The sequence below is a fragment of the Pedobacter sp. BS3 genome, from assembly GCF_008274585.1.
GTDB lineage: Bacteria > Bacteroidota > Bacteroidia > Sphingobacteriales > Sphingobacteriaceae > Hufsiella_A.
Genome location: NZ_VTRT01000006.1, coordinates 94290 through 107103, shown reverse-complemented (window position 1 = coordinate 107103; position 12814 = coordinate 94290). Strand labels below are relative to the sequence as shown.

The window sequence follows — 12814 nt, the reverse complement described above, 5'->3', positions numbered from 1 at the left end:
CCTGAGTTGAATCTCTTACAGAGGCCAACCTTACTGAATGAGGTATAACAAATGCTAAAACTCCCGAATCGCCAGGTATTCATCTTCCTTTTGGGTCATCAATAATTTATCGGGTTTGGATTTATCTTTATACCCCAGCAGGTGCAGCACACCATGAATGATAACCCGGTGCAGCTCATCGGTTTCGGATACTTTAAAGTTCTGGGCATTCTCGCGGATGCGGTCTATACTGATAAAAATATCACCTGTAATTTTGCCCGGTTCAGCGCTGTTATCAAAGGTTACAATATCGGTGTAAGTGTCGTGATCGAGGTATTGTTTGTTGATCTCCAGCAGGTAACCATCGCTGCAAAAAATAAAGTTAAGCTCGCCTAAACGTTTACCTTCAGAAAGTATGGTTTTCCTGATCCACTGGCGTACCTGTAGCTTTTTACGTAAAGTAAAATCAATATCCTCGGAAAAAAAATGAATGGCAGGCTGGCTCATCAGATCTTAAAATGCAACTCAATTTCGTTGCCTTTTGAGTTAAAGATACACTGATCTGCCAGGTGCTTCATAATAAATACGCCTCTTCCGGTTAAGGCTTCAATATTTTCGGGCGATGTAGGATCGGCCAGATCGCTGTAAGCAAAGCCTTCACCTTCATCGGCCACTGTAAATATAAATTTACGACCATCCACAACCTCCAGGTTGATGTACACTTTTTTGTGCTCGCTTTCGCGATTACCATGTACAATGGCATTGATAGTTGCTTCGTTTAAGCAGGTTAACATATTGGCATACGTATCTTCTGCTATCGGATATTTTTGCGCAAGCTCATCCACCAGGTTTTCAACCCGGGTTATGCTCTCCAGCTTCGAAGGCAGTTGGAGTGTATACAAATCGGTACGGGGCAGGTCCTCTGTTTTAATTTCAGCCATAATCATTTCACCGAATTTAATAATCTAAAGTAGTCATCTACTTTAACTTTATAAAATGTATTTAGCGCAGGCGGTACCGTTTTAATTAATTCTGTTTGGTGCTGCTGCATTTTTTTATATTCATCAAGCACGAGGTTATAATTTGGCGCCTTGTCTTTTCCCTGCTTGCTCTCCCGTTTATTATCCTGTTCACGCTCCCTCTCGGCTTTCTCTGCATCCAGTAATTTGGATAATATTTCCTGCTGCCGCAATAACGTCTGCTGCTGAATTTTTTTGTTTACGAGATCTGTTTCCGTTTGTTCCATTTCTTTTGCCAATTTATCCAGGTTTCCTAAGCTTCCCCGTCCGTCTTTGTTCAAATCCTGGTTAAGCTGTTGTAATGCCTGCCTGATCAACTGCTGCTCACGGGCCATTTTGGCAAACTGCTCGCTCATAGACCGGCCGTTCTGTCCCGGCTTTTGCGGCTGCCCCTGTTGCCCCTGCATTTGCTGTCGGGCTTTTTGCATATTTTTATTCAGCTCGTCCTGCATTTTACTAAGCTGCGAAAGGCTTTTCTGTTTCCCCTGGCCACCGCCTTTGGCATTTTTCATGGCTTGCTGCAGCTTCTGCTCTACCTCGCTCAACATCAATGCCAGGTTGTTAATAGCCGTCATGGCGTACTGCTGGTTGTTATTAGCAGCAAACGTATTGCGATTAGCCATAAAATCTACCGCCAGATCAATGTTTGAATTGATGTCGCGTATTTCCTTATTTACAACCGATGCTATTTGCGGTACACGCTTGCTCAACGCGTACAAACTATCCTGAACGGTTTTCAGGTTATCTTTTATATCCTTTTGCCGGACGGTAAGCTGCCTGTACTGCGGATCGTTCGGATTGGTGTTTCGCAGCTGCTGCATCAGCTTTTCCTGTTCAAAAGAGGCGCTGACCAGGCGGTGCAGTATGCGGCGCAGATCCTGTAAGTTCAGACTATTCTCTTCCTCCTCCCCGCTTTGCTGCATGTCCTCAAGCTGGCTGCTCAGCTGCTGCATCTGCTCGGCAGCGTTTTGCTGTGATTGCGCTGCCTTTTTCATATCGCGGTTATTCAGACTTTTGAGGCTCTGTTGCTGCTGCTGCCGGATTTGCTGTTGCTGCTGTTCGGGATTTTTGTAGTTCGTTTTTTCGGCAAGCTCTTCATTTTTTTTGCCAAGCTCATCCAGCTTTTCAGCAACGCGGTTAAAATCCTCATTCAGGTTTTTCTGCTGCTGTTGCAGATCATCAGCTTTGCTGCTTTTCTGTTCAGACTGTTTGCTTAGCTGCTGCTGCTTACCAGCCAGGTCTTTCAGCTTATCAATGGCTTCTGTTAATTTCTGGTCAAACTCCAGCTTTTTGTATAGGTCGAGAATGCGATCCAGCTCTTTCTGGAGGGTTTTGCTTTCCATCTGCATGTTCTGCAATTCATCGCGGGTTTGCTCCTTGTTGTTCTGGTCTATCAGCTCCTGTAATTTTTTGAGCAAGGCTTTGGTTTTATCATCCAGCACATTATTAAACAGGTCTTCAATCTGCTTTTGCTTTTCCAGTATCTCTTTACGCTGTTCCTGGCTTTGCTGCTTATCCAGCAGGTTTTGTTTATTATCCTTGCGGATATCGTTAACCAGCTGCTCCAATTCCTTTTGCTTGTTTAAAAGCTGCTCAACCTGCTTTTTATCCTCGTACGACAGCTCTTTTTTATTCAGCAGATCCTGGTTAAGCCGTTTGCCCTGGTTTTCAATTTGTGCCGCCAGGCTGATGGCTTTACCCATTTTCTGCTTTACCGCCTGCGAAGTCGCCTCAATCTTCTTTTCGGTTTCCTGCCCGGTTAGCAGCTTATAGGTTTTTGCTTCCGAACGACTGGCTTTAGGCCCGTTAACGGCATCGTTATCATATACTTCAAAAAAGTACTCAATCACGTCGCCAGGTTTAGCCTGTATCTGCTGCACATCCCAACTGTACAGGAACGTGCCCTGGTTATTTGTCCGGTCGAAGGGGATAACCTTTACCACATCCGGATTACCGGATACCTTATAATGAAAAACCAGTTTGGAAAGACCGTGGTCATCGCCCAGCCGGCCCATGAAATAAAGCATTTTACGGTTCACGGAATCGGCACGTTCATCTACGGTAATGGTTGGATAAGCATCGGGAATAACCGTTAATTTGTAGCTTAAGGAATCGTGCGGGGTTACATTGCCGTTTACCGGCAGCAAAGTGTAGCTTATATCCTGCATGGCCCGGTACGTATAGTGAAATACGTTATCCACGGCCTGTAAATTTACCGGTGTTTTTCCCAGGGTCAGTCTGAGCACATCGGTATGTTGAGCTTTAAATTGCCATAAGACATGTGTCCCTGCCGGAACGGTCAGGTCGGTTACATTTTCAATACGCTCATTTTTCCTGCCGAGATACCCGGGATATTGCAAATAGGCGTTCATGCTCAGCAGGGTTGGCTTTTGCCTTACGGTAAGCCGGTAAGGCCCGAAAGAGTAATCGCCCGCCTGCAAATAAAAATCTTTGCTTTGCTGTACATTCCTGAAGGTATAATTAAAGCGGATGATATTTTCCTGTTCCAGCTTAAAGCTGTTGTCTCCATCAATAAGGTAAACTTCCTGTGGGATTTCATTCCCTTTCAGCTTGATCTTAACGGTAAGGTCATCGCCTTGTATGGCTTTGAGGCTGGCCGTTAAAACTTCTATTTCAAAGGGCGCCCGTTTCACAAAAACCTGGTCGTGCTTGAGCAGGCGTTTGGTTCCCTCGCTGAAAATGGCCGGAGCTGTAAAAGCAATAAGCAGCAGCACCAGCAACGGAGCCAGCGCATATTTGAGGTAGGGCTTATTATATGCCTGTATATTAATGGCCGAAGTAAACGGAATAGGACGCAGCTGTGCCGTTTTCTGGCTGATGGATGCTTCAATGAGCTCCCGCTGCTGCGGATTTTCGGTTGCCAGCTTTTTGAGCTGTATGGTATTCAGCAGCTTATCCTGCACATTGCTGAAATGCTGCCCGATAATAGCGGATGCCTGCTCATGGCTGATGATTTTTCCCAGTTTAAAATAAGATGAAAGCGGCAAAGCGACATACCGCACCAGGATAAACAGGTTAAGCAATATAAAACTGTAGAACAGCACCGTGCGTATGGTGATGCTGAAATTACCGTAAAACTCGGCCAGGGTTACCAGCACATAGCTGGCAAACAGGGTAGCAGCTAGGTACAAACATCCCCTGACCACTTTATTGAGATAATATTTACGGATAAATGCATCGACCTTTTGCAGTAAAAGATCGTACTCCGTTCCCTGAACCATATCCTGCATAAATGAACTGTGAAATTAACGAATTTTAGCAGAATGTTAGTGTGCACTTTACCAAATTCATCCGGGGCAGTACTATTCCGGGCACTTAATATCATACCACTTTTATACGGTTTTACACCAGTTTAAACAAGTATGATAGAAACCGGATCATACAACACCCTCAAAGAACAAACAAACTAAAAAACTAAAAAACCAAACATCCAACAAACCAACAAACCAACAAACCAACCAACTAATCACCAAGCAGCTAACAACTAAAAAACTAATTGCTTAGCTTTGCAGTATGACGAAGTTTGCCGAGGATTTTTTGCTGGCTTCCGACACCAAGGCTTTCGACCCGGATCATCGCCGGATCATCAACTTTAATATCGGACGCTATAATGCAGCTGTAGAGAGAGGATTATCCCGTTTAACAAATCTTGAACACGCTAAACGCAAGGCCCACACCATAAAATGGCGGGTAATGGAGAACCTGGATAAGCTGCTGCCGGAATTTGAGTCAAACTTTCAGCGTAAAGGCGGTAAGGTAATTTGGGCAAACGATGCGGAAGAAGCACAGCGGGAAATTTTAAATATTATCCAACGTACGGGTGCTAAAACCGTCATTAAATCCAAATCAATGACCACCGAGGAAATTCATTTAAATGAATTTCTCGAAGAAAATCACATTGAAGCGATAGAAAGCGATCTGGGCGAATACATTGTGCAGTTGCTGGGACAAAAACCCTATCACATTGTTACACCCGCCATGCACCTGAGCAAGGAAGATATTGCCCGCCTGTTTCATGAGAAATTTGGCACAGATATTAATGCCACGCCTGAACAACTAACGCTCAAAGCCCGCGAGTTGCTTCGTGAAAAATATACTACCGCCGATGTGGGTATTACCGGAGCAAACTTTTTGCTGGCCGACACCGGCAGTATCGCTTTAACCGAAAACGAAGGCAATGCCCGGCTAAGTGTTACCTTTCCGAAAATTCACATCGCTATAGCGGGAATAGAAAAAATTATCCCCTCGATAGCTGATCTGGACTTGTTCTGGCCTTTGCTGGCAACGCATGGCACGGGACAAAACCTGACCGTTTATAATTCCATTATCGGAGGCCCGCGGCAGGAGCATGAGACTGATGGCCCCGAAGAAATGTATGTGATCCTGCTGGACAATGGCCGCACCAATCTGCTGGCTCAGAAAGAACAGCGGCAGGGTTTGTACTGCATCCGCTGCGGCGCCTGCCTTAACGCCTGTCCCATTTATAAAAATATTGGTGGCCACAGTTACGATACCACGTACAGCGGCCCCATTGGCTCTATTATCACACCACACCTGCGTGGGATGGAAGATTTCAAGCACCTGAGCTATGCGTCAAGCCTGTGCGGAAAATGTTCGGAAGTATGTCCCGTAAAGATTGATATTCATAAAATGTTGCTGCTTAACCGTCGCGATGCGGTAAAAGAAGGCCTAAGCACAGCTACCGAAAATATGGGCTGGCGTTTATGGCGCAAAGCGATGTTAAAACGCGGCCTGATGGATTTCGTAAGCGGCAAATGGAAGAACCGCTTGATGAGAACGTTCTTCAAAAAAAGCTGGGGCAAACACCGGGATCTGCCCGAAGTAGCCAGCCAGTCGTTCAGTAAACAATGGCAAAATCAACAACAAACTAATAATCTTTAAAAAAGGAGGCAGATATGAAAATAATGGCTTTGTTTTTAGCAATGATGCTAATGCCCGCAGCGGCAATTTATCATTTTAAAGTTACCTCAATTGATGGCGACAAAATTAACCTGTCAAAGTACAAGGGCAAAAAGATATTGATTGTAAACACGGCATCGAAATGCGGGTTTACCAAGCAGTATGCCGAATTGGAGAAGCTGGCCCAGCAGTACAAGGATAAGGTGGTAGTTATTGGTTTCCCCGCTAACAACTTTGGCGGACAGGAACCGGGTGAAAATTTAACTATTAAGGAGTTCTGTCAGAAAAACTATGGTGTAACCTTTCCGCTTAGCCAGAAGATCAGCGTAAAAGGCGATGATATTGATCCTTTATTCAAATACCTGACCACGGCTGATAATCCTGATTTCACCGGCGAGATCAAGTGGAATTTTGAGAAATTCCTGATAGATGAGAACGGCAAGCTGATCCACCGCTTCCGCTCGAAGGTTACGCCACTTTCGGAAGAAATAACAAAGTATTTGTAAGCAAGCCAGACTTCCGAAGTTTTGAAAACTTCGGAAGTCTTTATACCATTACCTTACAAACTTCCCGGTAATAACCTGACCGGTGCCATTATAGGCAATCACGTATATGCCCGGCTGCAAACCTGAGGCATCTACTGTTAACATATTAGCACCTTTATTGAGCAGGGCGGTCTGCTCAACGAGCTTTTTTCCTTGTACGCTGTAAACATACAGCTTACCCGAAGATGCTTTTTCTGCGCTGATGCTAACCTGTAATTCGGATGAGCCCGGACTTGAAAGTACTTTTAGCGAAGATCCGCCGATACCAAAATCAACCGCTTTAGGGTCAAACACGGTCGCCTTGCCGTTATAATCGTATTGCACTAAGCGATAATAGTTCACACCTTGCTCAGGCTGATAATCGGTATAAGCATAATGCTGATCAACCGTACTGTTTCCGGCTCCATCTCTGCTGCCTATCACGGTAAAAATCTTTCCGTCTGTTGAACGTTCAATATCAAAACGTAAATTATTTTGCTCAGATGCTGTTGTCCAGCTTAATTGTGCTGCCGGGCCTTGTTTTTGTGCGGTGAAAGAAACGAGGGTTACGGGTAATAAGTTTGGTTCAATATAATTAGCGTAATTAAAATCATCTACGTAAGCTTGAGGAAATATGGTGGAAGCCGAAGAACTATAAACGCCATAAAAGAGAAAATCTGTTAATAGGGTATTTCCGGCCAAACCTCCATGAGCAAAATCATAATTGCCGGTTGACGCTTCTACCTGTGTGCCGTTTACCCAAACATGATAAGCATTAGCTGCAATAGTGTAAGATGTGCTGTTTTTAGTGTAATTTACTGAAGATGATGAGTTATTACATAAAACTTCTATGGCATAGTCAACATCCGCTTCAAAAGTAAATTTGTTATTAGTCGACCATGTTGAACCATCAGCACGGGTATAGAATTTGATACTTCCATCAGATTGAGGAACCCACCTTAGACCGGCAAATACTTCATTCTCTGTCGTTGGCAGAGCCGCATTTCCGGAATAAGTATTATTAACGCCATTATTTTTTCCATAAGCAAATATCCATTGTCCCGATGTTGTCGGTTTAAATCTAACTTTAAAGCTCACACTGCCGGATAGTGTGCCTTCTATATTATAAATGGAAAACTTACTGGTAGAAGTACCACCCGTAATTAATAATCTCGAACCTGACCCTAAAGTGACTCCTGAATTAACAAATTCAAACTTGCTGGTTCCATCGCTGGCAAGCCGGACCCTTGCCGTTTGTGGTGTAGAGGAAGTTGGATTAGCTCCGGGAGCGGGTAAAAAAGCCGGAGAGGCATCGCCGGAATTTGTGGTGCTGCTGCCGGTTGTTAAGGAACCACTTGCATTCGCAAAGTCATAGTTCCAAGCGGTTTGAGCCTGAATATATACCGATAAGCAGGCGAACCCTAATGTTAAAAGTAACTTTTTCATCATGTTTAATTAGTTATTGGTTTTGTACTATGTATAGTTTATAAAAGCGTTGTTAAAGAAAATAAAATTGGTTCACCTAAAATTGGTTAACCAAATATAGGCAAAATATTGAACTATCCAAATAATTTTGTGGAGATATTGATTTGCTTGTCAGGGCTTTACATATTTCACAGTTGGATTAGCTAAAACTCCTCAAAAACACACACCTTTGCAGTATGCCGAAAGGAGTATTATATCTTATCCCCGTTCCTTTAGCCGAACAAGCCGTCGGCCGTTCGGTAACGCCGTTGCATCACCAGCTTATCAATACCTTGAAAACGTACATCGTTGAAAATGAGAAGACCGCCCGGCATTGGCTCAAAGCCATGGACTTTATTGTTCCACAAAGCGATTTAACACTTTATTCTTACGGGAAACACGCTGATAAAACCGAACTGTCCGGTTATTTTAAAGAGCTTGAACGAGGCGAAGATGTCGGCCTGATGAGCGAAGCGGGGTGTCCGGCTATTGCCGATCCCGGCTCTGAAATTGTTGCCGAGGCCCATCGCAGGGGAATAAAAGTGGTGCCTTTGGTGGGGCCGAGCTCTATTTTGCTGGCTTTAATGGCTTCGGGATTCAACGGACAATCATTCACCTTTCACGGTTATTTGCCTATTGACAAAGCGCAGCGGACAAAAGTTATCCGCGATCTGGAAAGTAATTCGGTTCGCCTGAACCAAACCCAGATTTTTATTGAAACGCCGTTCCGCAATAACCAGATGCTTGATGAACTGTTACGTACCTGTAAGCCTCAAACCCGTTTATGTGTGGCCTGGAACCTGACGGGAGAAGATGAGCACATTCTATCAGACACCATTGCCGGATGGAAGCATAAAAAAGCCGATTTACATAAACAAGCGGCTATTTTTCTACTATATCGCTAAGGTTAACAGTGGACAGTGGATAATGGACAATGGACAATGGATAGAGGACAGTTGAAAGTGGAGAATGGACAGTTGAAAGTGGACAGTGGAGAATGGCAATGATCAAATTTCCAAATGGCTTCTGAGCATAAATCCTGCCGAACTAAAGAGTTAATTGACAGTTGACAACGGACAATGGATAATGATCAATTGTCAAAAACAGTAAATTCTGCGGGGTTAAAGTCAAGCAAATTATAGTCATCGCGTTAATTTGTTTTTTACAGTATTAATTTTAACGTGCTAACCGTTTGGCCTTTTTGATTTTTAATTTTGACTTTTGCCTTAGTTCTACCCGTGTATGGTTTCTTTTTTGCCGTAACGTTGTATCACTCCGGCCTCGTAAGCTAAAAACTCCTGCCAGCGTTTATCTACATCAATGCCTTCGGCATACTGGCGGGCTAACCGCAGAAATAAAGTGTAATGGGTAGCTTCGCTAATCATCAGCTCATGATAAAAGGCGGCAAGCTGCTCATCGTTAATATGTTCGGATAATACCTTAAACCGTTCGCAGCTGCGGGCCTCTATCATAGCGGCAAAAAGCAACCGGTCTATCAGTTGCTGATTACGGGTTCCTCCCTTAATGATAAATTTTGCCAGTTCGTTCACATAATCATCCTTACGCTCCCGGCCTAATGTATAGCCGCGTTCCAGGATAATATCATGCACCCGTTTAAAATGATCCATTTCCTCCTGAACCAGCTGGGCCATTTCCTGCACCAGGTCAGAAAGATTAGGATTTTGTACAATGAGGGTAATAGCATTGCTGGCCGCCTTCTGTTCGCAGAAAGCGTGGTCGGTTAAAATTTCTTCGATATTGCTTTCCACCACATTTTTTACCCACAAAGGGTCTGTAGGGAGCTGAAGTTTCAGGATAGTTCGCTCGTTCACAGCACAAATCTATTGAAATTAACGGTATAAACTCTTGCTCTCTATAAACTCGAGCACCTTATCGGGGACAAAAAAGCGGACACTTTTACCTTCGTGTATGGCGTTGCGTATGAAGGTTGCCGATAGCTCCATGAGTGGAGTTTGTGTAAATGTTACCGAAGGATGTTCCGCAAATTCGGCAGCTGAATAACCCGGCCGCGGATAAACCATCAGTTTATAGTCACGTAAGATCAGCTCGGCGTTTTTCCATTTTTTGAGCGAAGCCAGGTTATCCGAACCCATGATCAGGTGAAACTCATGTTCCGGGTATTTCTCACGTAAGTGAGTAAGTGTGTCAATAGTATACGAGGGCTGCGGTAACCGAAATTCAATATCGCTTACGCGGATGTTGGTACTTTCTTCGGTTGCAAGCCGCACCATTTCGAGGCGGTCGTACATATTGGCCAGGCCGCTTTTGGTTTTCAGGGGATTGTGGGGCGAAACCACAAACCATACCTGATCCAGCAGGGTGAAGTTGGCCATGTACCCGGCTATGATTAAATGCCCGGAATGAACAGGATTAAACGAACCGAAAAACAGGCCTACTTTCATTGCAGCAGCTTCACATAGCTTGAAATCAATACACTAAGCCAGCAGGTTTTTCCAGCTAACCAGGTCGCTGATCATGCGGTCGAGGTTATCAACCGGAACGCGTTCCTGCTGCATGCTATCGCGGTAGCGGATGGTAACGGTGTTGTCTTCCAGTGTCTGGTGGTCTACCGTAATGCAGAACGGCGTTCCAATAGCATCCTGCCGGCGATAACGTTTGCCGATAGCATCTTTTTCCTCATAAGCCACGTTATGATCTAATTGTAAGCGACTTACAATTTCACGGGCTTTTTCCGGAAGGCCGTCTTTCTTCAGAAGCGGGAACACAGCGGCTTTTACAGGCGCCAGGCAAGGATGCAATTTCAGCACCACACGGCTGTCTTTTTTATCGCCTTCGCTCAGATCCTGCTCCTCGTAAGCATTAACCAGCGTAAGCAGGAACATGCGGTCTAAGCCGATGGACGTTTCAATAACGTAAGGCACGTAATTACCGTAAGGCTTACCTTCTTCGTTCAGATCGTTATCAAAATACTGCATTTTTTTTCCTGAGTATTTCTGATGCTGGCTCAGGTCAAAATCAGTACGGCTGTGTATGCCTTCTACCTCTTTAAAGCCGAACGGAAATTCAAACTCAATATCCACGGCGGCATTGGCGTAATGCGCCAGCTTGGTATGATCGTGAAAACGGTATTTTTCGGGGTTTGTGCCTAACGCTTTGTGCCATTTCAGGCGGGTTTGCTTCCAGTAGTTGTACCATTCCATCTCTGTACCGGGACGTACAAAAAACTGCATTTCCATTTGCTCAAACTCACGCATCCGCATAATAAACTGGCGGGCTATTACCTCGTTACGGAAGGCTTTCCCGATTTGCGCAATACCAAACGGAATTTTCATCCGGCCGGTTTTCTGCACATTCAAAAAGTTGACGAAGATACCCTGTGCGGTCTCGGGACGCAGGTAAATCACCTCGGCATCGTCGGCCATGGCGCCAAACTGGGTAGAGAACATCAGGTTAAACTGCCGTACATCCGTCCAGTTGCGGGTTCCTGAAATGGGGCATGCAATTTCGTGCCCGATGATCAGATCGCGTAAAGCGGTAAGGTTATCCGTTTTTAACGCGGCATCCATTGCCGCTTGTAGCTGTTCTGCTTTATCCGTTTTACCCTGGTTCTGGTATTTGGCAATCCGGTCTTCCAGCAGCTGGTCTGCCCGGTAACGTTTTTTTGAATCCTTATTATCAATCATCGGGTCGTTAAACCCGTCAACGTGTCCCGATGCTTTCCAGGTGGTTGGGTGCATAAATATAGCGGCATCAATGCCAACAATATTCTGATGCATTTGCACCATGCTTTTCCACCAATAGGTTTTTATGTTATTTTTTAGCTCTGAGCCGTTCTGTCCGTAATCGTAAACGGCGCTCAGGCCGTCGTAAATTTCGCTTGACTGAAATACAAAGCCGTATTCTTTGGCGTGTGAAATGACGTTTTTAAATAGTTCGTCGGTGTTTTTACTCATAACGGGGCAAATATAATATAAAATTCAATGCCGTTTAGTTCCAGAGATACAGCCCCGGATTAGGACAGCATGCAGCACCGTCGTTTAGTTTTGCAGTACTCTGCTTAAAGTACGTACTTTGCAGGAAACAATTCGGCAAACGATGACAAAACTTTCTGTAAATATTAATAAAATAGCCACTTTGCGCAACAGCCGTGGTGGTAATAATCCTGATCTGTTAAAAACAGCCTTAGATTGCGAGCGCTTCGGTGCGCAAGGCATAACGGTGCATCCGCGGCCAGACGAGCGCCATATCCGTTACCGGGATGTGTATGATCTGAAAGCAAATATCAGCACCGAGCTTAATATTGAAGGCAATTGCCGTGAGCAAAAATTTGTAGACCTGGTTTTGGCTAATACGCCGGCCCAGGTTACGCTTGTTCCGGATGCCGAAGGCCAGATAACCTCTAATCATGGCTGGGATACGGTTAAGCATAAAGATTACCTGAAAGAAATGGTTGCCGTTTTCCGGGGTGCCGGTATCCGCGTCTCCATTTTTGTTGATCCGGTACCGGAAATGGTAGAGGGCGCTGCCGAAACGGGTACAGACCGTATTGAGCTTTATACCGAAGCCTATGCTTCAGGCTATCATCAAAACAGGGAACAAGCTATTGCGCCTTATATCGCGGCAGCAAAACGGGCAAATAACTTAGGCCTGGAACTAAATGCCGGTCACGATCTCGACCTGCATAACCTGAACTATTTTGCAGAAAATATTCCCGGTTTGCTTGAGGTAAGTATTGGCCATGCGTTGATCTGCGACGCACTTTACCTGGGCCTTGAAAATACCATCCAGATGTATTTACGGCAGCTGGCTGCTACGAAGTAAAGCCCTCATTCCTTTCTTTCGCCGGCTGGCAGAAGAAAGGAACTGACCCGTTCTATGCTTTGTTGGTTCTTTGTTGCTTCATGC

At 44.8% G+C, this 12814-nt stretch carries 11 protein-coding genes; 4 read left to right on the top strand and 7 right to left on the bottom strand.

Features of this window, described 5'->3' with window-relative positions:
• Positions 1-54: 54 nt before the first annotated feature.
• From ybeY to FW774_RS15540, 3 genes are read right to left on the bottom strand one after another with little or no spacing between them, the layout of a single operon-like run.
• Positions 55-486 (bottom strand): rRNA maturation RNase YbeY, encoded by a 432-nt coding sequence (ybeY, locus tag FW774_RS15550; protein WP_149349131.1) that lies wholly within the window; start codon positions 484-486, stop codon positions 55-57.
• The gene (locus FW774_RS15545) at positions 486-920 is read right to left on the bottom strand and encodes an ATP-binding protein (RefSeq protein ID WP_149349130.1); all 435 of its coding nucleotides are present in this window, start codon (positions 918-920) and stop codon (positions 486-488) included. Before FW774_RS15545 ends, ybeY begins: the two co-directional genes overlap by 1 nt.
• A 2-nt stretch (positions 921-922) precedes the next feature.
• Positions 923-4249, bottom strand: coding sequence for a hypothetical protein (locus FW774_RS15540; RefSeq protein WP_149349129.1), 3327 nt, complete (start codon positions 4247-4249; stop codon positions 923-925).
• Between the two features lie 283 nt (positions 4250-4532).
• Here FW774_RS15540 and FW774_RS15535 point away from each other — a divergent pair, with 283 nt between their 5' ends.
• Complete coding sequence (locus FW774_RS15535; RefSeq protein ID WP_149349128.1) at positions 4533-5921, top strand: LutB/LldF family L-lactate oxidation iron-sulfur protein; 1389 nt, start codon at positions 4533-4535, stop codon at positions 5919-5921.
• Positions 5922-5935: 14 nt separating this feature from the next.
• Complete coding sequence (locus FW774_RS15530; protein WP_149349127.1) at positions 5936-6445, top strand: glutathione peroxidase; 510 nt, start codon at positions 5936-5938, stop codon at positions 6443-6445.
• 48 nt (positions 6446-6493) lie between these two features.
• Here the strand turns inward: FW774_RS15530 and FW774_RS15525 are convergent, their stop codons facing one another.
• The gene (locus tag FW774_RS15525; protein ID WP_149349126.1) at positions 6494-7912 is read right to left on the bottom strand and encodes a T9SS type A sorting domain-containing protein; all 1419 of its coding nucleotides are present in this window, start codon (positions 7910-7912) and stop codon (positions 6494-6496) included.
• 212 nt (positions 7913-8124) lie between these two features.
• Between FW774_RS15525 and FW774_RS15520 the strand changes: the two genes are divergently transcribed.
• On the top strand, positions 8125-8832 hold the full coding sequence (locus tag FW774_RS15520; protein ID WP_149349125.1) for an SAM-dependent methyltransferase: 708 nt from the start codon (positions 8125-8127) through the stop codon (positions 8830-8832).
• A 327-nt stretch (positions 8833-9159) separates the two neighbouring features.
• On the opposite strand, the gene FW774_RS15515 is transcribed toward FW774_RS15520, so the two are convergent.
• Genes FW774_RS15515 through FW774_RS15505 form a run of 3 tightly spaced genes read right to left on the bottom strand, consistent with a single transcriptional unit; the run spans position 9160 to position 11862 of the window.
• Positions 9160-9759 (bottom strand): tRNA-(ms[2]io[6]A)-hydroxylase, encoded by a 600-nt coding sequence (locus FW774_RS15515; RefSeq protein WP_242457856.1) that lies wholly within the window; start codon positions 9757-9759, stop codon positions 9160-9162.
• 18 nt (positions 9760-9777) lie between these two features.
• Positions 9778-10350, bottom strand: a complete 573-nt coding sequence (gene nadD / locus FW774_RS15510; RefSeq protein WP_149349124.1) for a nicotinate (nicotinamide) nucleotide adenylyltransferase — start codon at positions 10348-10350, stop codon at positions 9778-9780.
• 33 nt (positions 10351-10383) lie between these two features.
• Complete coding sequence (locus FW774_RS15505; RefSeq protein WP_149349123.1) at positions 10384-11862, bottom strand: glycine--tRNA ligase; 1479 nt, start codon at positions 11860-11862, stop codon at positions 10384-10386.
• A 142-nt stretch (positions 11863-12004) separates the two neighbouring features.
• On the opposite strand from FW774_RS15505, the gene FW774_RS15500 reads away from it, so the two are divergent.
• Positions 12005-12730 carry a pyridoxine 5'-phosphate synthase gene (locus FW774_RS15500; RefSeq protein ID WP_149349122.1) on the top strand — a complete coding sequence of 242 codons (726 nt, stop codon included), beginning with the start codon at positions 12005-12007 and terminating at the stop codon, positions 12728-12730.
• The last annotated feature ends 84 nt before the right edge of the window (positions 12731-12814 follow it).

Excerpts from the sequence above, each read along its gene's own strand:
- FW774_RS15530 (WP_149349127.1), top strand. The coding sequence starts at position 5,936 with ATGAAAATAATGGCTTTGTTTTTAGCAATGATGCTAATGCCCGCAGCG.
- nadD (WP_149349124.1), bottom strand. The coding sequence starts at position 10,350 with ATGAAAGTAGGCCTGTTTTTCGGTTCGTTTAATCCTGTTCATTCCGGG.
- FW774_RS15520 (WP_149349125.1), top strand. The coding sequence starts at position 8,125 with ATGCCGAAAGGAGTATTATATCTTATCCCCGTTCCTTTAGCCGAACAA.
- FW774_RS15535 (WP_149349128.1), top strand. The coding sequence starts at position 4,533 with ATGACGAAGTTTGCCGAGGATTTTTTGCTGGCTTCCGACACCAAGGCT.
- FW774_RS15540 (WP_149349129.1), bottom strand. The coding sequence starts at position 4,249 with ATGCAGGATATGGTTCAGGGAACGGAGTACGATCTTTTACTGCAAAAG.
- ybeY (WP_149349131.1), bottom strand. The coding sequence starts at position 486 with ATGAGCCAGCCTGCCATTCATTTTTTTTCCGAGGATATTGATTTTACT.
- FW774_RS15500 (WP_149349122.1), top strand. The coding sequence starts at position 12,005 with ATGACAAAACTTTCTGTAAATATTAATAAAATAGCCACTTTGCGCAAC.
- FW774_RS15545 (WP_149349130.1), bottom strand. The coding sequence starts at position 920 with ATGGCTGAAATTAAAACAGAGGACCTGCCCCGTACCGATTTGTATACA.
- FW774_RS15505 (WP_149349123.1), bottom strand. The coding sequence starts at position 11,862 with ATGAGTAAAAACACCGACGAACTATTTAAAAACGTCATTTCACACGCC.
- FW774_RS15525 (WP_149349126.1), bottom strand. The coding sequence starts at position 7,912 with ATGATGAAAAAGTTACTTTTAACATTAGGGTTCGCCTGCTTATCGGTA.